Raw genomic sequence first — 18,654 nt, 5'->3', positions numbered from 1 at the left:
GTTCACGCTCATGACAATCATCGAACCGCGGCCGCTGCGCATCATTCCGTCCGACGCCGATTCGCGTCCCGCCGCCGACGCCGCGCGCGCGCGGCGTTTCGATTACGCGGCGCTGGTGCGTCGCACGCGCTCGCAACGCACGCCGGTTTCATTCGACGAAGCCGCAGGCGCGTCGCAAGCCGAGTGCGAGTGCGCAGCAAACGGCGCGGCAGACGACGACGCGCACGCGAACCGCTTCGGCGACGATCACGCCTGCGATTCAAGCGCCGACACAGAAGCCGAGACCGAAGCCCATGCCGCCGATAAAAGCGCGCATGCATCGGAACGCGCTTTCGCCGCTCACGAAGCGTTGCTACAGCGCCTGCCGCCAGCGACGATGCCCGCCGTCGACGCCCTCTTTCGCACGCAAGGCCATTTCCTCGAACTGGCGCGCTCGCTCGCGCGCGAGGTCGCGGCCTTCTGCGCGGACCCCGCGATCGGCGATGCGGGCAACTGGGAAGTGCGCATTCCGCTCGACGAACGCATTCTGCCGGACACGACGCTCTATCTGTCTCTTTCGCGTTTCTGGTTGTCGCTTCGGTTCGACACGCGGGGCATCGAAACGCGGCAGTTACTCTTCGACCACAGTGCGATGCTCGAACGCGAGCTCGCTTCGCTGCTGAACGCGTGGGGCACGCCGCGCGACATCGAACTGACGGTGTGGTGAGCGCGCCGCCCGTCGTTTATCCTGGCCGACGCTGGCCGCATTCCTGAACCGACGCCGCATGGGTTATTCGATCGCCGAAATGCCAGGGGTGGACGCTGCCGCGGAACGTGCGGCGGCGAGGGTTCCCCAAACGGCGCCCATCGCAAGACTGCCGCTTCGCGCCGTGCCGCCGCTTGCCGCGCGCGTCGCGCGGCTCGTCTGCGATGCCGGCGCTGCGCAATGGCTCGCTCGCGATGCCGCTATCGTCGATTGGCAAGCGACGCTCGAACCCGCTGCCGAGCGCAGTCACGCGCCCTTCGAACAGCCCGGCGTGCTCGATCTCGCGCATGCGGCCGGCGCGGTTCGCGTGCTGTTCGATCTCGCCGCGTATCCTGCCCTCGACATCGCCGCGTTGCCCGACGGCACGCTCTCTCGCGCGCCGGTGCCCGGCGATACGGCTCGCGCGTTGCGCATCGCCGTCGCCGGTGTGCTGCTCGAACCGCTGCTGAAGCGGCTCGCGGCGCTCGGCCTCGGCGATATGCATGTCACGCAGCTAGCGCGCGGCACGCCGCCTGAACCTTCGGCGCACGATTGCGCAACATTCGACGCGACCTTCTCGCTCGACGGCACACGGCATCGCGCGCGCGTGCTGCTTACTGCGTCCGTGGTGGACGCGCTCGAAGCATTGCACGGCACCCGCAAAGTCCACCTTACCGCCGACGCTTTTCGTGCACACGCTTCATCGCAGACACAAAACAGCGCGCCGTTCGAAGGCTGCTCGGTGCCTGGACGCCTGATACTCGGCTCGCGCCGTCTGCCGGTCGACACCTTGCGTGCGCTCGAAGCCGGCGATGTGTTGCTGCGTTCGCTGCCGGGCAATCTGCGCGCGCTGCTGCCGGCCAGCGGCGTAGAACGCATCGACGAAACCTGCGCCGCTCACCCAGCCGACGCCAACGGCACGACCCACGCCACGACCCACGCCCCCCCGCTCGCCGAGCCCGCGACGGCGACGGCGAGCGCCACCGTGGCCTGGGGCTCGCCCGGCCTGATGCGCGTTCACGCGCAAGTCAACATTGAAGGCCGCAGGCTTTCACTCACGAAGGAGCCCATCATGACCGATGAGCTGGACCCTGTTCGCCCGGACGATTTGCTCGCACCGGATCAACATTCGAATCCGATCGACATCGGCGAACTCGATCTGCCCGTCCAGTTCGAAGTCGACACCGTCGCGCTGCCGCTCTCGCAACTGTATGCGTTGCGCCCCGGCTATGTGCTCGAACTGCCGACGCCGGTTGCCGACGCGCAGCTCAAGCTGGTCACGCATGGCCAGACCATCGGCTATGGCGAGCTCGTGACCGTGGGCGATCATCTGGGCATCCGCATTTTGCGCATGGCGCACGGCGATGGTCCAGTTCAGTGACATCACCGGACTGCTGATCGTCATCGTTGCGATCAGCCTCGTCCCTTTCGTCGCGATGGTCGTCACCTCTTACGCGAAGATCGTGGTGGTGCTCGGCCTGTTGCGCAATGCGCTCGGCGTGCAGCAGGTGCCGCCCAACATGGTGCTCAACGGCGTGGCGATACTCGTGTCGCTGTACGTGATGGCGCCGGTCGGCATGCAGGCGATGCAATCGATGCAGGGCCAAACGATCGCCGGCCAGCCCACTCAGGCGCTGATCCAGGTCTTCAGCGCCGCGCGCGAACCGTTCCGCACGTTCTTGCAGAAGCACACGAACGAGCGCGAAAAGCGCTTCTTCATCCGCTCGGCGAATGTCGTGTGGCCGAAAGACGCCGCGTCGAGCCTGCATGAAAACGACCTCATCGTACTCGCGCCCGCCTTCACGCTGACCGAACTCACCGACGCGTTCAAGATCGGCTTTCTGCTCTACATCGCGTTTATCGTCATCGATCTGATCATCGCCAATGTGCTGCTCGCGATGGGCCTGAATCAGGTCACGCCGACCAACGTCGCGATTCCGTTCAAGCTGCTTCTGTTCGTCGTGATGGACGGCTGGTCGACGCTGATTCACGGCCTTGTGATGACGTATCGTTAGCACGCAAAGACCGGGAACATCGACTCATGGACATCGACTCATGGACATCGACTCATGGACATCGACACGCTCGTTCGCTTCACCACTCAGGGCATGCTGCTCTGCATGTATATCTCGCTGCCTATCGTGATCGTCGCCGCGCTGGTGGGACTCGGCGTGTCGTTCCTGCAGGCGATCACGTCGATGCAGGATCAGACGCTTTCGCACGGCGTGAAGCTGATTGCGGTGACGGTCGCGATCGTGATCGCCGCGCCGTTTTCGGCGGCGGCGCTGCTGCACTTCGCGAACGAGATCATGCATACGGCGGTGCCGCAATGACGCGCGTCGGCACTCCGTTCAACGCGGCGTCGCTGACGGCACACGCGGATGCGGCTCGCGAACGCTCGCAGCAAACAACGGTCGCGCGCTTCGCGGTGTTGTATCGCGGCACGATTACGTTCAGCTATGCGCGCACGCAGCAAGCGGCGATGCGCGGTTCGCAGCTCGCGCGCAAGCTCGCGGGGCTCAACGCGCGCAGGCGCAATGCCGCGCGTCGCACGGGCGTGCGACGGCCCATCGTCGTGACGGGTAACGATGCGAGCGAGCATGCGCCGGATGCCGCCGACTCCGCTCGTGTAACGCGCGACGGCGGCGGTGGCCGCGGCAATGGCGGGCAATCGCATGACGGCCGCGACGGCGCTGACGGCGAGAATCGCGAGAATGGCGCGCCGCGCACGCAGGTTCGCATGCGCAGCAGCGGCCGGGCGGCGATCGCGGCACCGGAGCGCGGGCCGTTGCAGAAGTTCGTCGAGGTGCAAGCGGGTCGCGCCGATCTTTCAGAGACGCTGCCGCGCCTCTGGTGCGACGCGCTGCTCGCATCGCGCGATGAAGCCGCCGCGCGTCCGCAGGCATCGCTCGATGCGCTGCTGCATGAGCGCTTCATCGATCTGCTTCGCGTGCAGTTGCAAACCGGTGCGCCCGGCGACGCGGACATGGGCGCATGGCGGCAGCGGCTGATCGACGCGTCGGCATCGCGAGGCGCTGGTTCAGATCGCGCGGGCGCAGGCGCAGGAGGCGAAGCATCGGCGGAACAAATCGGCCGCACAGGACGGCTTAATCTGCTGTTGCCGCTGTTGCTGCTTATGTACGGCAAGCCGTCGACACCGCCAATGCGCGAGCGCGCATTGAACGTGCGCATCGTGCAGCGCGGCGCGGCGCTTGCGGCCGCCGCGCGCCGTTAGTGCCGTTAGTGCCGCTAATGCCGCTAATGCCGCTAATGCCTCGCGTTCTCCCGCCCTCGCGCGCAGTTTCGCTTTCCATGTATCCGCTTCGCATTGTGTGCTGGAACGTCATCGGCGGCGGCTAGAGTGAGTGTCGAAGGCGTGCCGCTGCGCGCCGCATCATCCTTGAACGGGCTTTCCATGACGAAGCTGCTGCGTATCCTGACTGGCGTGCATGCCGGCGCGGAATTGCGTCTCGGCACCGGCGCTCATCGGATCGGCGCGGATGACGACGCCGACATCCGCATCTCCGACTGGCATGGCGACGATGTGCTGCTCATCGTCGATGCGAGCGGCGTGGTGAGCGCGCGTCGGATGATGGCGGTCATGGCGGGAGATTCCGCGGCTCAAAGCGATGAGTCAAACAGTAACAACAACGAAAGCAACGACGGCACTCAGGGAGTCCTCCCCACATCGCAAGACGAAGACGAGCCGGGCACCGTCATCCTGCTCGAGTTCGTGCCGATGCAGTTCGGCGATACCGTCGTGTGCATCGGCTCGGACGACGCGGCCTGGCCGAGCGATCTCGACCTGCTGTCCACGCTGCTCGTCAAGCCGGACGAAACCCGGCGCGCGGCGGAGCGCTCGCGCCGCCGCAGAATGACGGGCATCGTCTCGGCGTGCGCGATGCTCGGCGCGGTGCTCGTGATCGGCTCGGTGATGCTGACGACGGCGGTCAGCCGTGCCGCATTGCCGCGCGACGCGGGCGACCTCGCGCAGCGCGTGAATCTCGAACTCGCCGCCGCGCACATGAAGGAACTGCACGCGCAAGTGCGAGGCGCGACGGTGATGGTGAGCGGCATGGTCGCGACGCCCGACGAAGACACGCAAGTGCGCAAGATGCTGATGCGGATCTCGCCGAACGGCATCGTGAGGCACTACGACATCGCGCAGAACGACGTGCGCAACATCGCCGATTCGCTCGCGATGCAGGGACTCAAAGTCGTCTACACAGGACGCGGAAACTTCGAGATCAGCGGCAAGGCGGCCAATCCGCGCGACGTCGAATCGGCCGTCGCGCGCATGCGCCACGATCTGAGCGACAACGTCAAGGACGTGCGTGTGCGCGTCGCGCAAGCGGACGATGCGTTGCCGTCGGCGCCTTCGTTCTCTTTCCTGATGTCCTCCGACGATGTGCGCTACGGCCAGACACCCGACGGCGTCAAACACATTTATACGTTGCCGGAAGAGCCGGCTTCGTCGGCGGCCGCTGCGGGAAATGACGCAGGAAATGATGCGAGCGATGCGCAGAAGAATGCGAGTAGCGACGAAACATCCGCCAACAACGGTCCCGCGATAATCGCGAGCGGCGCTGCACGCGGCGTGATGCAGCCCGTCGAGGATATTCCCGCGACGCCGCCCTCGCCCGCCCCGCGCGCGGCGAACAAGACCGCGGCAAACAAAACCGCTTATCTGCCGCTACCGAAGTGAGGTTCCCATGACGCAAACATCGAACATCTACGCGCCGCTCGAAGCGTGCGCCGGCGACTTCAACGATCTGCAGAAGACGCTCGCCGATCCGGCCGGCGGACCGCGTCTTGCCGCAATACGCGAGGCGCTCGAGGCGACCGCGAAAAACGTCGGCGAGGCGCACGGCGCAACCGAACTCGACCGCAACGATCTCGCGAAGCTCTATCGCGGTCTGCTCGCCGCGAGCCGCATCGTCGGGCAGCTTGCGGATAAACGCGGCGCAACCTGAGCGCCGCGCACGAGGCTCGCCCCTGTGCGGCGGCTGTGGTTGCCTGCCGCACAGGGCAGCATTTCTTCTTAACTTGAGCACGAGGAGGTCTTATGTCTATCGGTCCGGCAATGGGTGCGATCACCGGCATGGCCGCGCAAGGCAGCACCGCTGCTATCGGCGCGGCGCAGGCCACGCTGCAGATGTCGCTGGCGGGCGCGGTTGCCAACACCATGAAAACCGCGGGTCAGACGATCCAGGGCGGCACCGGGCATTAAGCGCCAGGCGCGCCGCAAACCGCGCTGCGGAATGCGGTGCAAGCTTGTCGCCAGTTTGCCGGCCGGCTCGCGGTTCGCCGCGTGCCGGCTCTTTGCGTCATCGGCGGGATTTTATTGAGTTGCGCGGGCCTTTGATTTGGACACCAACGATAGTTCGGAGCGCTACGCATCATTGGTGCGCGATCTGTGCGCGACGGTCGGCCTCGCGGATGCCGAGCATGTGTTGCGCACGCGCTCGATCGAGGTGGAAGGCTTCGACGTGCGGCTCGAACACTTCGAAAACGATCTCGACGCGCTCTACGCCAATTTTCATTACGGCACCGTGACGGCCGGCCGCACGCTGGTCGTGTTCCGGCTGATGCTGGAAGCGAACCTGCTCATCTACGCGCAAGACCAGGCGCAACTCGGGCTCGATACGGATACGGGCGGCATCGTGCTCGTGCTTCGCGTGCCGATGACTTACGACGTCGACGGCGCCGCGCTCGCCGATCTGCTCGCGCACTACGCCGAGCATGGCCGCTATTGGCGCAAGAACATCATCGAATCGACGGATGAGATGTTCGAAGGGATCGTGGCGGGGGAATTTACGTGGCTGCGTGCTTGAAAAGATGTGAGAGGCAGAGCGACGGTGTCGAACCTGTTCGCGTGACGCGGCCGCCAACTTGATGACGCACATGCAAGCGCAGACGCGACCGCGTACAGCGGCCGGTCAAGCGCTGCATGACAGCCGGCTCACGTCGCGCCGTGAATCACCTCGCCGACACGCTTCGTGAATTCAACGAGCAACGCGATGTTGGCGAACATGTCCCTCGCGGCGGCCGCGTCGAATGCGGCTTGCCCGATAGGAGGCGCGTCGGAGAATCGCGTTTGCACGGGCCGAACCGGCAGCGTGCGCGTCCACGACGACTGGCTATCGTCGCCGACGCGTGCCGCGCCTGGCGCGATCACCACGACACTTGGTCTGCGCAGCACCGGCAGATTGTCGCCGCCCTTGCGCGACAGGCTGAACTTGACCGGGCCTTGCGGCGGCGATGCGATGTCGCGCAGTTGCGCCAGTTCGCCTGCGAGCTTGACACTCGTCGGCACGAGCGCCGCGCGCCCGGCGGCTTTCTCTGACGACGCTTGATGACCTGCACCTTCTATGCCGCCGACGCTCGCCGCCGGCAATGCGGCAATGGCTTTGCTGCTCACGTTGGACTCTCCCAGGTTCGGCGCGGCAAACCGGCATGTGCCGCCATGACGGCACCTTAGCGTTGGCTCGCACGCGACGTATCGGGCCGCGCGAAATGCCGGCAGGCGATGCGAACGCGTGGGCCTTCCCCTTCGCATTTGCGCCTCCGCCTTCGCGGCATCCGCGATGTGTCATGCATCTCTTCATCGACAATGGGATCAAACGCCGCGCCTGGAGATCTCCGATGTCGCCATCGCCATTCCGCTTTCCCGCGCTGATCGAATCCGCCGACCTGCTGATGCGGCCGCCCGAGCCGCGCGATGCCGAAGCGCTTTTCGAAGCAATGCTCGGCGATGCCGCGACGACGCGCGACCTCAGTTTCAAGCGTCACACGCAACTCGACGAGACACTCGCATTCATCGACGATTCCGTGCAAGGCTGGCGCGACGGCACACTGATCCGCTGGGTTCTCGAAGACCGCGCGAGCGGCCGGCTCACCGGCATGATCGAATTGCGGCCGCATCCGCCGCGCGTCGAAGTCGGCGTGATGATCAGCCGGCGCGGCGGTGCGCGTCGCCGGCGCGCGGGCCTGCATGCGCTGCGCAAGCTGCTCGCGTGGATGCTCGCGCAGCCGCCGATTCTGCGCATTTACGCGTATTGCGCCGTGGATGGCGACGCGCACAGCAGCATGGAGAAGCTCGGCTTCACGCTCGAAGCGAAGCTGACGAATTACGAATGCCGGCCCAATCGCGGTCTGCTGGCCGGCGACAGTTATCTGTATGCGATGACGCGTCCGCTGCAAGCGCCCGACGACACGCCTGCGACACGCTGGCTCAATGAATACGCGTCGCTGGACGCACATCTCGACGCGGACGACGTCCACGATGCAGCGAACCCGCACGCCGCTGCGGAAGAATCACACATCGTCGCTTCGTAATTCGATGCCGCGCTTCGCATCGCGCGGCGCGGCAGCAACCGGCTGTCACATTGGGAGGACATAGTGCAACGCGGTCTCCTTCTGCCGCGTCGACATGTTCCGCTATCGCCCGCTCGATGTTTCGTCCGCTGACAGCCTGATCGAAAACGCGCCTGCCGCGGCGCAAGCGGAGGCCGCGGCTGCGCTCCCGCCGACGCCGACGCGGCGGCGCATGCCTGAGTGGTTTCGCGGGGCGCTTGCGCGGCCCGCGCGGGTCGTCGGCGCGCGCCGCGTCGAATTGAGCACCGCGCTGTTTCAGCACAGCACGCAGGGCAGCGCATCGGGGCCCGGGGATCACGCGCCTGGGGAGCGCCGCTTTCCGCCGATCACCACGGCGAGACATGCGCGGCGCGGGACCGATCCGTTGGCGGATATGGGACTGCTGGCCGCGGGTGCTGCTGGTGCTTTGGGTACGCGCGAGGGTGGCGCCGTCGCGCATGACATAGATGAAGCGGATCAGGCAGCGACGTCATCGCGGCGGATTCCGCTCGATGCCATCACGACGCGCGCCGGGCTTGTTGGGTATGTGCAGCGGCTATTTAACGACGGCTTCGAGCAGCCAGTCGATGCAGCGGCCCTTGCTGATCGTTTGCATCGACTTTGCTCGGCTGAGGAGCGGGTCGGTGCTGCCTCGCTCTCCGCTTACGGGACGGCCAATGAAACCGTCAGCGGTATCGCAAACCACACCGCCAATGCGACCACCAGCGAGACCGCCAACGACATTGCGAACCGCGCCGCTAACAACAACACCACCAACGAAATCGCCAACGAGCTTGCGAACGACATCGCGAACAATACCGCCGACCACGCCACCGATCTCAACGACATGCAAGCGGCGCTGCGGGGCGCACTGTTAGCCGACGCGCTCGCCCAAGCGGGCGCGGTCGATTGCCGATCCGCGCATCTGATGATCGAGCGCATCGGCATGCTCGACTTCGCGGCACCGCATCTGCGGCGTTCGGCGAGCGACGCCGAGCGCGACGCATGGCGCGCGGCGCGCATGCTCGCGCGCTCCGGCGAGGGCCGCGCGATCCTCACCGCGCTGCGCAGCGCGACGCTCAATCCCTACGACGACGACCTCCATCGCTTCGGCGTCGAAGCGTTGTTGACGAGCGCCATTGCACTCAAGCCGATCCACGCAGACGATTCGACCGCAACCGACGATCCCGCGCCCGGCGCACTCGCGGCCCGCATAAGCACGATCGGCGAAAATCCGCGAGCCGCGGCTGCGCCCACAACGAATAGTGCTGGCGCCACGACGCTGGCCGCACGCGCATTCGATGCCGCATCGACCCTGCTGACCCACGGGCGCGACGCATTGACCGCCGATCAGCGAGGCGCGCTGTTCGCGTGGCGTCAGTCGTTCCGTGACGACGCGCGCCACAGCGAGTTGTCGCAAACGAAGCAGCGCCTCGCGCGCTTCACAGAAAACACGATTCCGCGCGTCGGCGAAAAACGTTGGAAGACGTTGCTGCCGCGCATGTTCCGCGGTCGGCACGGTTCACCGCTTTCCGCGCTGCGTCTCGGCACTCAGGGCGTGCCGCGCCAAACCATCGCCGCCGAAGAGGCGAAGGTCCGCAAGCACTTGCAGGCGGCGCTGCCGCAGTTGCTAGAAAGCCCGGCGATGGATCCGCGCGCGGCGCTCGCTCATGCACGGCCCGAGGCGTCGCTCGCGGAACTCGCGGCGCTAAGCGTCTGGCTGGAGCGCGGCGGCTTTCCACCCGGCCGTCTCGATGACGACACGCTGCGCGCGATCGCGCAGCGCGCTCACGCGATGTGCGAGGAAGCGACGCAGCCGGTGCAGGCTGGCGCGAATTCATCCACATCGGCATCAGCAGCCCACGCCCCGATGCCGCGCCGCCTCCGCGCCAGCCTCCGCCGAACCACCGCCGCCTGGCTCGCAATGCCGCCGCAGCAGTTCGCGAAAACGCGGCCGTTCCGCTTGATCGCGAAGCGCCCGTTCACCGTCGAACGCCTTGCGGTGTGGGGCAAGGTGGCGGGCCTGCCCGACGACGCGCCGTTCTGGCACACCGTGAACGAGTTGCGCGCGGCCACGCAGCATGCGCCGGACATGCGCGCCGCGAACAATGTCGACGATGTGCGCGAGACGCTGGTCGACGTGGCCGCGAATCTGCAATCCGGGCAGCGTCTGCGCCTCACCGACGGCGGCCGGCAAGGCATCAGCACGCGCGGCCTGAACATCACCGTGGAAACCGTTCTGCGCGGACACGGCCTGCCGATTTCGCCGCGCCTCGATCTGCGCGCGTCGCGCACCCGCGAGGCGGTGATCGACATCAGCCGCTCGACGCATGGCGCGGCGCTCTTCATCGGCACTGCGAAGTCGAGCATGCGGCACGTCGGCGCGGGGCTGCTGGTCGGCTATGACGTGAGCACCGCGTTGACGGCGCTGCGCGCGGGACTCGTCGCGAACGCCACGCTGCATGCGCGCGAACTCAGCGAGCCGCGCGGCGTGACGCTGCGCGTCGCGCGGCGACTGCTGCCCGACGGCAGCGGCTACGACGACGCGTCGCTGCGCGCGAAGCTGGCCGGCATCGTCGAGCATCTGTTCGACGAATCGGCCAGCGCGCACGACGACGGGCCCGAAGGCGTCTGGAATCGCCTCGCGTCGCGCTACTGGGACGACGCGGACGTGTCCATCAGTTGGACCGATGCTCACACGCTCAACCGCCGGCGCGGCGTCACGCTCGACGCGAACGCGACGGCCAGGATCGCGAGCTTCGGCCGCGACACCGTCGTCGATCCGGGAAGCGGCGAACGCACGCGTCCGTTGTCGGTGCGAACCGGGCCGTCGGCGGGCGGCGGCTGGCAGCGCTCGCGTCAGAGCGCGGAAGTGGTCGAGCGCAGCGGCCGCGTGCAGGTCGAAGAGCATCGTGTCGGCATCGGCAGCCATTGGCAGTTGCGTGGCGGCATCGCGCCGGGCTTTTCTCATCCGCTCGATGGCGAGGGCCGGCACACGGTGGGCCTCTTCTCTATCGACGCGCCCGCCGCGACGATGACCCTGCGCGAGCGCAACCGTTCCGCGAAGCTGCTGCTGGTGCGCGAGGATGGCCGGCTCAATCATCGCGGCTCGATTCTCGACATCGAGTATCTGGACGCGCGGACCTACACGCGCGCCGTCGATGACGCGCGCGGCGAGCTCGTCGCGCTCTTTGCCGCCGAGGCTCTCGCGCGCCGCGAGCGCAACGAGGCGCTCGGCAAGAGGGGTCATGCGAGTCATGTGCGTTACGAACCTTCGCCGGACGCGCAGGCGGCGGAGCGCATCGACGAGCATCTGGCGAGCGTGCGCAAGAACCAGCGGCCGAATTTGACGTATGTGCAGCGCTATCGATTGCGGCGGCAGGCCGCATTGCGGCTCGACGCGAATCACGCGGCGCTCGCGCAGGCGGGCGGCGACGCTCGGCTTCAGACGCGCATCGCCGCGGCTAACGCGACGATCCTGGACGACCCCGCTTCGTGGATGGCCATCGAGCTGAAAGTGAAGGAGCGCAATGCGAGCGCGCGCAGCTTCGGCCCCAACGCCGTGCTGCAACTGACGACAAGGACCGGCGCTGTGGGCGATCGGGAGATTGTGACGGAGGGTGTGCCGTTTGAGGTGCTGGAGGCGTTGGATCGGTGAGGGTGAGCGAGAGCGCGGTGGTGAAGGTGCTGCAAGCGTTGATCGCTGAGGTCGGTCGCGGGCGCGACGTTCCAGACCTTGCAAGCGTGGGATCGATGAGTTCGCCGAGGACGCGACGTCCAGGACGCTGACCGCGTGGATCGCTGAGCGCGATCCCGCTTCGCGTGTGCGATGGAGGGTTCGCATCGGCGGATATAAGTCCTTCGCAGGAAGACGACAATCCGCTGATTGAGCCGTTCCGCGGCACAGGAGGAATCATGTCGACTCCCGTTGGCGGCAACCCGCCATTCTCCGATCCGCGCATCGGCAACGGTCAGTATGGTCCGCAAGGGCCTGACGATGCACATTCGCCAGCAGGTCCGCACGCGCCAGGCGGCGCTCGGGCCCGGCCGGGCTCGAACTCGCCTATCGATGGTCTTCCGCACGCGGCAAGCGGTACGTCCGGGGACGGTGCGCGAAGGGTGCAATGGGGCGCGAGCGGGGGTGGTGGTGCTGCAAGCGTCAGTGGTGCGGGTGTTGGTAACGCCGGCGCCGCTGGCCCCTCTCCCGGCGCTTTCGGCGGGCCGAGTTCCGCCGCTGCCGGGCAGCCTCACCCTCCGTATCCACCGTATCCACCGCATCCACCATATCCACCGCATCCACCGCACGCCCCGAACTATCAGCCGCATGCACAAGGTCTTACCCAGCCGTGGCAAGGCAGGTCCAACATGAAGCGTTGGGCCGTGGTGGCGGGGCTGATGACGATACCCTCGGTGCTGTCGCTCGGAATGATGGGCGGCGGCATGTCGTTCGGCGCGATGAGCGCGCTGTTCGGACTGAGTTCGATCGCGGAGATGGGCGTGCTCGGCATGCTGCTGTTCCGCAGCAGCGGCGCGGGACAACTCGGCGCGCGTTGGCGTCAATATGGGCAGCAGTCGGCGCCGTATGCGCAGCCCTGGCAAGGAGGGCCGCAGGCGCCGTATTCAGGCGCGCCTGGTCAGCCGCCGTTTTCGCTACCGCCTTATGCGCGGCCGACGGGTTGGGAGGCTTATGCGGCGGCGTACGGCTGGCCTTCGCCGGGTGCGCAGCCTTATTCATCGCAACCGATGAACCCCGCGCCGCAGTCTGGATGGGGGCAGCCGCCTCCTGGACATGCGCAGGGCTATCCGCCTGCGTCAGCGCAACCGCAAAGCTATCCGCCCACGGCGGCACAACCGTAAGGCTATGCACCCGCGTCGGCACAACCGCAAGGCTATCCACCCGCGTCGGCACAACCGCAAGGCTATCCACCCGCGCCCACCCAACCGCCGCCGAGCACTGGCTGGGCGCAGCAGCCGCATGGACATGGCGTCCCGCCACCTATGCGCCTGCCGTACCGGCCTCGGCCTGCGTTGCCGCCCGGTCCGAACGCAGGTGGAGATGACGTTACTGGTTGAGCGTTCTGGCCGCTAGGCAAGCGGGTGCCTGGCGACTCCCAAAGCGGGAGCGGCATCGAAATCGGCTTACGCATTGGCACTGTGGTCGGCTTGAGCATTCGCAGCGGCTTCAGCTTCCACTTCGGTATCGGCGTTCGGTTTCGCTTCGGCTTCGGCTTCGGCTTCGGCTTCGGCTTCGGCTTCGGCTTCGGCTTCGGCTTCGGCTTCGGCTTCGGCTTCGGCTTCGGCTTCGGCTTCGGCTTCGGCTTCGGTTTCGCTTCGGCTTCGGCTTCGGCTCCAGCTTACGTTTCGGCATCGGCACCCGCTTAGCTTCCGGCTTCACTTCGCATCGCATCGGCATCGCCCCACTCCGCCCCCCCACTTCGCATCCCCACTTCCCCCTTCGCGCCTGCAAGCCATCTGCATGGACCGATTTCTACGCTCGATCAGGTCACCTCCGACCGGACGAAGCCATGTCGCTTGCCCCCAGCGTGCAGCAGTTCCTCGCGCGTCGCACGAGCGCCGGCGCGCAGACTCTCGACGCCCTCGAGCTGCGCACCGCGCGGCAGCGCTTCGATTACTACACGCCGCTCGGCGACGTGCCGCCGCGCGCGCTCGCGGCCGTCGAAGACCTGACGATCGAAACGCGCGACCACGCCCGGCTGGACGCGCGCGTCTACTATCCGGCGCCGCCGTGCTGGGCCGATCCGCAGCCCGCCTTGCTGTTCTTTCATTCGGGCGGCTATGTCGTCGGCAGCGTCGCGACCGCCGACGCGCTATGCCGCGCGCTCGCCGACGAAGCCGGCTGCGCGGTCGTCTCGGTCGGCTATCGGCTGGCGCCGGAATACCGCTTCCCGCATGCCGTCGACGATGCATTCGACGCCCTCCGCTGGCTGCATGCGAACGCGGCGTCGCTGGCCATCGACGGCACGCGGCTCGCCGTCGGCGGCGAAAGCTCCGGGGCCACGCTCGCGACCGTCTGCGCGGTCGGCGCGCGCGACAGCGGCATCCGTCTCGCGCTGCAACTGCTGGTTTATCCGGCGCTGTCGGCGGGAATGGAAACCGAAGCGCATCGTCAATTTGGCGACGGCTATTTTCTGTCGCTCGACATCATCCGCTGGATCCAGCGGCATTACCTCGCCACTGCGGATGACCGCCGCGACTGGCGCTTCGCGCCGCTCGACGGCGAGCGCGACGCCCCGCGCGACTGGAGCGGACTCGCGCCCGCATGGATCGTCTCGGCGGAATACGACCCGCTGCGCGATGAACACGCGCGCTACGTCGACAAACTGAAGCGCCACGGCAATGAAGCGAGCGTCGTCTATTACCCGGGCATGATCCACGGCTTTTTCTCGATGGGCGGCATGATTCCGGAGGCGTCGCTCGCGCATCGCGACGCGGCCCGCATGCTGCGCTCAGCGTTGGGCATCCCGTGAATCGGACACGCGCTCGATTCCCGCGCCACTATCTCGCCGCTCGGGCAGCACGTTCCAGCCACGCAGGATCGCCGCGATCTGCCGCGCGTAGCGGTCGCGCAATGCCGGCGTCGCCGAATGGTACGCGCCCACCGCCGCCCACGTATTGCCGTACCTGACGATCTGCCGCCGCAATTGCCACGCGGCGATGTAGATGTTCTTGCACGGCGTCATCAGTTCGTCGCGCGTGATGCCGTAGCGCGACAGCGTGCGCAAATGAATCGAGTTGATCTGCATGACGCCGTAATCGGTCGAGCCGTTCGCGTTCGCATGCGTCGCGCCAGGCTGGTTGCGCGACTCCTGCCACGCGATCGCGCGCAGAATCAGCGGATTGACATGCTGATAGGCGGCGGCATCGTCGAAACAGTTGGCCTGCGCGGGCGTTGCGGCGCTCGCCGCGCAGGCAATCGCGAGGCCGACGGCACACGCATGCACGCGCGATGCAGCATGCGCGCGCAGGGCTCGCGCATCGACGCGACGAGTCGGGCAGAAGGCGGAAAGCACTGACGTCACGATTAAAACGCGTCTGGTGAACCGGGGCTCTCATCATGCCCGGAGCACCGTGCGCCGCGTTCCGTTCGCGCGAACCCGCGCGCGGCGATGCGAAGCGCGCCGTCGCGTCTATTCCATTTGCGCTGATTTGCTTACGGCGAAAGATCGGTTCGTCAGGCTCGCGCCCGCGGGTACGATGGATCGGCCCATGCATCCCTAACTTTTTCGCCTGCCATGTCCACGACAACAAATCGAAACCACCGCCGCTCGTTCATCAAACTCTCCGTGGGCGCCGCCGCGGCAGCCGCATCGGTCGCCGTCTCGACACTGGTGTCGCCGCTCGCGTTTGCGCAGGCGCCGTCGCAAGCCGCGCCGCGCTCGCTGCGGATCGGCAATCAGAAGGGCTACCTCAATCTGCTCAAAGGCCGCGGCACGCTCGAAAAGCGGCTTGCGCCGCTGAATGTATCTGTGAGCTGGACGGAGTTTGCCGCTGGCCCCGTGCAACTCGAGGCGCTGAACGTCGGCTCGATTGATTTCGGCGATGTCGGCGAAGCGCCGCCCATCTTCGCGCAGGCCGCCGGCGCGCCGCTCGCCTATGTCGCGGCGACGGTGCCGCGGCCGCAATCCGAAGCCGTGCTGGTGCCGCCGGGCTCGTCGATCCGCTCGGTGGCGGATCTCAAGGGCAAGAAGATCGCGCTCAACCGGGGCAGCAACGTCCACTACTTTCTCGTCAAGCTGCTGCGTCAGCATGGCCTGCAATACTCCGACGTGAACGTGGCTTACCTCGCGCCCGCCGATGCGCGCGCCGCGTTCGAACGCGCCTCCATCGACGCATGGGTGATCTGGGACCCGTTCTTCGCCGCCGCGCAAAAGACGCTCGGCGCGCGCGTGGTGGCGGATGCGAGCGGCGTCGTCGGCAATCGCGGCTACTACTTCTCGTCGCAGAGCTATGTGGCGAAAAATCCCGACGTGATCCGGATCGTGATCGAGGAAATCGAGAAGGTCGACCAATGGGGCAGCCGCAACAAGGACCAGTTGTCGAGCGAACTGGCGCAGCTTTGGGGCTTGCCGAAACCGGTCGTGGATGCCGCCGTGGCGCGTCAGCAGTTCGGCACCGAGCGCATCACGCGCGCGATTCTCGGCGAACAGCAGCAGATCGCGGACGCGTTCCTCGACCTCGGCCTGATTCCGAAACACGTCGACGTGCTGAGGGCCGGACCGCCGAATCTGGCCTGAGCAGGAGCTTGCAGACACTGCGGCCAGCGCTTAAAAGCCGTGTCCCGGGATAGCTTCCTGTAAAGCCCGGCACAACTCCGGGTTGCTCTCGCGGCCGCGGTGGACTAAATCTAAAGCCGGGGCGCGCTCGGTGGATTCAGCGCGCACAGCGCAAGGCGGCGGTCCCACGTCGCGCCACGCCCCGAGCCAGACAGAGGAGATACCGTCATGGGCATGCGCCCCGATCCCACGTTCCACGCCTCGCCGCGTCTCGCGATGGATGCGCCCGCGGAAGAATACGCGTACACGCTGCTGCTCAGCCCCGATTTCTCGCAGCCGGACGCACTCGCGGTCATCGACGTGAAGCCCGGCTCGCCGACTTATAGCCAGGTGGTTCACACGGTGCCCGTGCCGAACAAGGGCGACGAATTCCATCATTTCGGCTGGAACGCGTGTTCGTCGGCGCTCTCGCCGCTCACCGGCCACGCGTTTCTCGAACGGCGCTATCTGATCATTCCGGGCATGCGCTCGTCGCGCATTTACATCGTCGATACGAAGCCGCATCCGACCGAGGCGAAGATTCACAAGATCATCGAGCCCGAGGAAATCTTCCGCAAGACCGGCTATTCGCGTCCGCACACGGTTCATTGCGGACCCGAAGGCATTTACGTGAGCACGCTCGGCGGCGCAGGGCCGGACGGCACCGACGGCCCTCCCGGCATCTTCATCATGGACTGCGAAACGTTCGAGGTGCTCGGCCGCTGGGAAATCGACCGTGGTCCGCAGCAAAAGCACTACGACTTCTGGTGGAATCTGCCGCGCGACTACATGGTGTCGAGCGAATGGGCGTTGCCGCCGCAGTTCGAAAACGGCATCGTGCCTGAGGACCTGCTCGCGAACAAATACGGCCACGCCGTGCACTTCTGGGACCTTCGCGCGCGGCGCAATGTGCAGACGATAGATCTCGGCGCGAATCACCAGATGGCGCTCGAAGTGCGGCCCGCGCACGACCCGAGCCGCGAATACGGCTTTATCGGCGTGGTGGTCGACACGACCAATCTCGAAGGCTCGATCTGGACCTGGTGGCGCGAAGGCGGACAGTTTCACATCGAGAAGACGGCGACCATTCCACCGGAGCCCGCCGACCCGGCATCGCTGCCGCCGCTGCTGCAAGGATTCGGCGCCGTGCCGCCGCTCGTCACGGACATCGATCTTTCCATCGACGATAAATTTCTTTACGTCGCCTGCTGGGGCACCGGCGAAATGCGCCAATACGACGTGACCGAGCCGCGCAAGCCGAAGCTCGCCGGCTCTGTGCATCTTGGCGGCATCGTGCGGCGCACGCCGCATCCGAACGGCGAGGCGTTCACGGGCGGCCCGCAGATGGTCGAGATCAGCCGGGACGGCAAGCGCGTCTACTGGACCAACTCGCTTTACTCGACGTGGGATAACCAGTTCTATCCGAACGGCGTGCCCGCCGCGCAGGTGATGGCGCATGCGGACCCGGCGGGCGGCCTCGCGCTCGCGGACGATTTCTGGGTCAGGTTCCCCGACGGCTACCGCGCGCATCAGATCCGTCTGGAAGGCGGCGACTGCTCGACGGATTCGTTCTGCTATCCGTCGGTGGGCGTTTGAGCGCAGGCTGGTCGCACGCGGGCCTGTGGCTCGCGGTCGTCGCAAGCGGTTGTTATCACGGCGCAAATCCGGCGATGGGATGGCCGCTCGCCGTATCGAGCGCATTGATGCAACGGAAAGCGTGCGCGCTTGTTAGCGCGCTGCTGTGGCTCGCGACCGGCCATGTGCTGGCGATCTTCCTGATGGTGATGCCGTTCGCGATGCTCGGCGCGCTGCTCGCGTGGCAGCGCGAAATCCAGGCGGGCGCGAGCGCGCTCGTGATCGGCTTCGGCGTCTTCCTGTTGCTGTGGCGGCGTCATCCGCGAGTGCTCGCGCGCATTGCGCCGTCGCGGCTCGCGCTGTGGTCGTTCGCAATCGCGCTCGCGCACGGCGCGGGACTGATGCTCGTGCCGATCTACCTGGGCCTGTGCAGCGCGAACGATCTCGACCGCGCGCACGAAGCCGCGCAGACGCTGATGCAGTCGCGGCTCGGCATGGCGCTCGTCGTGTCCGGCGTGCATGCTGCGGCGATGGTGCTCACGGGCGGCGCGATCGCGTGGCTCGTCTACCGTTATCTCGGGCTCAGGTTCGTGTCGCGAAGCTGGTTCAATCTCGACGCAATTTGGGCGTTCAGTTTTATTCTCGTCGGCACGCTTGCGCTCATGCTGAATGCGCGCGATTTTGCGTGGTCGTGAATGGATGGACCGCGCGCCGAAACGCGCGGCG

19 protein-coding genes are annotated in these 18,654 nt (G+C 66.6%); 17 read left to right on the top strand and 2 right to left on the bottom strand.

Annotated elements, in window-relative coordinates:
* The first annotated feature begins 10 nt into the window (after positions 1-10).
* The 9 genes from sctP (at position 11) to CUJ91_RS23505 (ending at position 6,558) form a co-directional block, all read left to right on the top strand.
* Positions 11-706: a type III secretion system protein SctP gene (sctP, locus tag CUJ91_RS23540; RefSeq protein ID WP_114157280.1), complete on the top strand. Its 696-nt coding sequence runs from the start codon at positions 11-13 to the stop codon at positions 704-706.
* A gap of 58 nt (positions 707-764) precedes the next feature.
* Complete coding sequence (gene sctQ, locus CUJ91_RS23535; protein WP_114157279.1) at positions 765-2,105, top strand: type III secretion system cytoplasmic ring protein SctQ; 1,341 nt, start codon at positions 765-767, stop codon at positions 2,103-2,105.
* Positions 2,089-2,739, top strand: coding sequence for a type III secretion system export apparatus subunit SctR (sctR, locus tag CUJ91_RS23530; RefSeq protein WP_053860688.1), 651 nt, complete (start codon positions 2,089-2,091; stop codon positions 2,737-2,739). Before sctQ ends, sctR begins: the two co-directional genes overlap by 17 nt.
* Positions 2,740-2,793: 54 nt before the next feature.
* Positions 2,794-3,057 (top strand): type III secretion system export apparatus subunit SctS, encoded by a 264-nt coding sequence (gene sctS, locus CUJ91_RS23525; RefSeq protein ID WP_006047114.1) that lies wholly within the window; start codon positions 2,794-2,796, stop codon positions 3,055-3,057.
* Positions 3,054-3,959: a hypothetical protein gene (locus CUJ91_RS23520; RefSeq protein ID WP_006047113.1), complete on the top strand. Its 906-nt coding sequence runs from the start codon at positions 3,054-3,056 to the stop codon at positions 3,957-3,959. The genes sctS and CUJ91_RS23520 overlap by 4 nt, the downstream gene beginning before the upstream one ends.
* A 180-nt stretch (positions 3,960-4,139) precedes the next feature.
* Positions 4,140-5,429 carry a hypothetical protein gene (locus tag CUJ91_RS23515; protein ID WP_006047112.1) on the top strand — a complete coding sequence of 430 codons (1,290 nt, stop codon included), beginning with the start codon at positions 4,140-4,142 and terminating at the stop codon, positions 5,427-5,429.
* A gap of 7 nt (positions 5,430-5,436) precedes the next feature.
* Positions 5,437-5,697 carry a type III secretion protein gene (locus CUJ91_RS23510; protein WP_114157278.1) on the top strand — a complete coding sequence of 87 codons (261 nt, stop codon included), beginning with the start codon at positions 5,437-5,439 and terminating at the stop codon, positions 5,695-5,697.
* Between the two features lie 92 nt (positions 5,698-5,789).
* The gene (locus tag CUJ91_RS34500; protein WP_006047110.1) at positions 5,790-5,954 is read left to right on the top strand and encodes a hypothetical protein; all 165 of its coding nucleotides are present in this window, start codon (positions 5,790-5,792) and stop codon (positions 5,952-5,954) included.
* Positions 5,955-6,090: 136 nt separating this feature from the next.
* A complete protein-coding gene (locus CUJ91_RS23505) occupies positions 6,091-6,558 on the top strand; it encodes a CesT family type III secretion system chaperone (protein WP_029970641.1) in 468 nt (155 codons plus the stop codon).
* A 128-nt stretch (positions 6,559-6,686) separates the two neighbouring features.
* On the opposite strand, the gene CUJ91_RS23500 is transcribed toward CUJ91_RS23505, so the two are convergent.
* Positions 6,687-7,145: a hypothetical protein gene (locus CUJ91_RS23500; protein ID WP_244231076.1), complete on the bottom strand. Its 459-nt coding sequence runs from the start codon at positions 7,143-7,145 to the stop codon at positions 6,687-6,689.
* A gap of 224 nt (positions 7,146-7,369) precedes the next feature.
* Between CUJ91_RS23500 and CUJ91_RS23495 the strand changes: the two genes are divergently transcribed.
* From CUJ91_RS23495 to CUJ91_RS23475, 5 genes are all read left to right on the top strand, one after another.
* Positions 7,370-8,062: a GNAT family N-acetyltransferase gene (locus CUJ91_RS23495; RefSeq protein WP_053860692.1), complete on the top strand. Its 693-nt coding sequence runs from the start codon at positions 7,370-7,372 to the stop codon at positions 8,060-8,062.
* A gap of 94 nt (positions 8,063-8,156) precedes the next feature.
* Positions 8,157-11,738, top strand: a complete 3,582-nt coding sequence (locus CUJ91_RS23490) for an autotransporter (RefSeq protein ID WP_114157277.1) — start codon at positions 8,157-8,159, stop codon at positions 11,736-11,738.
* Positions 11,739-12,445: 707 nt separating this feature from the next.
* Positions 12,446-12,937: a hypothetical protein gene (locus CUJ91_RS34910; RefSeq protein ID WP_244231075.1), complete on the top strand. Its 492-nt coding sequence runs from the start codon at positions 12,446-12,448 to the stop codon at positions 12,935-12,937.
* 240 nt (positions 12,938-13,177) lie between these two features.
* Positions 13,178-13,462 carry a hypothetical protein gene (locus tag CUJ91_RS23480; RefSeq protein ID WP_161966592.1) on the top strand — a complete coding sequence of 95 codons (285 nt, stop codon included), beginning with the start codon at positions 13,178-13,180 and terminating at the stop codon, positions 13,460-13,462.
* Positions 13,463-13,605: 143 nt separating this feature from the next.
* Positions 13,606-14,568, top strand: a complete 963-nt coding sequence (locus CUJ91_RS23475) for an alpha/beta hydrolase (protein WP_044020114.1) — start codon at positions 13,606-13,608, stop codon at positions 14,566-14,568.
* Here the strand turns inward: CUJ91_RS23475 and CUJ91_RS23470 are convergent.
* Positions 14,548-15,042 (bottom strand): lytic transglycosylase domain-containing protein, encoded by a 495-nt coding sequence (locus CUJ91_RS23470; RefSeq protein ID WP_006047103.1) that lies wholly within the window; start codon positions 15,040-15,042, stop codon positions 14,548-14,550. The genes CUJ91_RS23475 and CUJ91_RS23470 overlap by 21 nt on opposite strands.
* Before the next feature lie 291 nt (positions 15,043-15,333).
* Between CUJ91_RS23470 and CUJ91_RS23465 the strand changes: the two genes are divergently transcribed.
* From CUJ91_RS23465 to CUJ91_RS23455, 3 genes are all read left to right on the top strand, one after another.
* Positions 15,334-16,335 carry a sulfonate ABC transporter substrate-binding protein gene (locus CUJ91_RS23465; RefSeq protein WP_006047102.1) on the top strand — a complete coding sequence of 334 codons (1,002 nt, stop codon included), beginning with the start codon at positions 15,334-15,336 and terminating at the stop codon, positions 16,333-16,335.
* A 207-nt stretch (positions 16,336-16,542) separates the two neighbouring features.
* Positions 16,543-17,949, top strand: coding sequence for a selenium-binding protein SBP56-related protein (locus CUJ91_RS23460; RefSeq protein WP_006047101.1), 1,407 nt, complete (start codon positions 16,543-16,545; stop codon positions 17,947-17,949).
* Positions 17,946-18,623, top strand: a complete 678-nt coding sequence (locus CUJ91_RS23455; protein WP_006047100.1) for a hypothetical protein — start codon at positions 17,946-17,948, stop codon at positions 18,621-18,623. Before CUJ91_RS23460 ends, CUJ91_RS23455 begins: the two co-directional genes overlap by 4 nt.
* Positions 18,624-18,654: the final 31 nt, after the last annotated feature.

Source organism: Paraburkholderia graminis, assembly GCF_003330785.1.
Lineage (GTDB): Bacteria > Pseudomonadota > Gammaproteobacteria > Burkholderiales > Burkholderiaceae > Paraburkholderia > Paraburkholderia graminis.
Note: the sequence above shows the minus strand (reverse complement) of the source record. Positions and strands in the feature narration are given on the sequence as shown.

Excerpts from the sequence above, each read along its gene's own strand:
- sctP (WP_114157280.1), top strand. The coding sequence starts at position 11 with ATGACAATCATCGAACCGCGGCCGCTGCGCATCATTCCGTCCGACGCC.
- sctQ (WP_114157279.1), top strand. The coding sequence starts at position 765 with ATGGGTTATTCGATCGCCGAAATGCCAGGGGTGGACGCTGCCGCGGAA.
- sctR (WP_053860688.1), top strand. The coding sequence starts at position 2,089 with ATGGTCCAGTTCAGTGACATCACCGGACTGCTGATCGTCATCGTTGCG.
- sctS (WP_006047114.1), top strand. The coding sequence starts at position 2,794 with ATGGACATCGACACGCTCGTTCGCTTCACCACTCAGGGCATGCTGCTC.
- CUJ91_RS23520 (WP_006047113.1), top strand. The coding sequence starts at position 3,054 with ATGACGCGCGTCGGCACTCCGTTCAACGCGGCGTCGCTGACGGCACAC.
- CUJ91_RS23515 (WP_006047112.1), top strand. The coding sequence starts at position 4,140 with ATGACGAAGCTGCTGCGTATCCTGACTGGCGTGCATGCCGGCGCGGAA.
- CUJ91_RS23510 (WP_114157278.1), top strand. The coding sequence starts at position 5,437 with ATGACGCAAACATCGAACATCTACGCGCCGCTCGAAGCGTGCGCCGGC.
- CUJ91_RS34500 (WP_006047110.1), top strand. The coding sequence starts at position 5,790 with ATGTCTATCGGTCCGGCAATGGGTGCGATCACCGGCATGGCCGCGCAA.
- CUJ91_RS23495 (WP_053860692.1), top strand. The coding sequence starts at position 7,370 with ATGTCGCCATCGCCATTCCGCTTTCCCGCGCTGATCGAATCCGCCGAC.
- CUJ91_RS23490 (WP_114157277.1), top strand. The coding sequence starts at position 8,157 with ATGTTCCGCTATCGCCCGCTCGATGTTTCGTCCGCTGACAGCCTGATC.
- CUJ91_RS34910 (WP_244231075.1), top strand. The coding sequence starts at position 12,446 with ATGAAGCGTTGGGCCGTGGTGGCGGGGCTGATGACGATACCCTCGGTG.
- CUJ91_RS23475 (WP_044020114.1), top strand. The coding sequence starts at position 13,606 with ATGTCGCTTGCCCCCAGCGTGCAGCAGTTCCTCGCGCGTCGCACGAGC.
- CUJ91_RS23465 (WP_006047102.1), top strand. The coding sequence starts at position 15,334 with ATGTCCACGACAACAAATCGAAACCACCGCCGCTCGTTCATCAAACTC.
- CUJ91_RS23460 (WP_006047101.1), top strand. The coding sequence starts at position 16,543 with ATGGGCATGCGCCCCGATCCCACGTTCCACGCCTCGCCGCGTCTCGCG.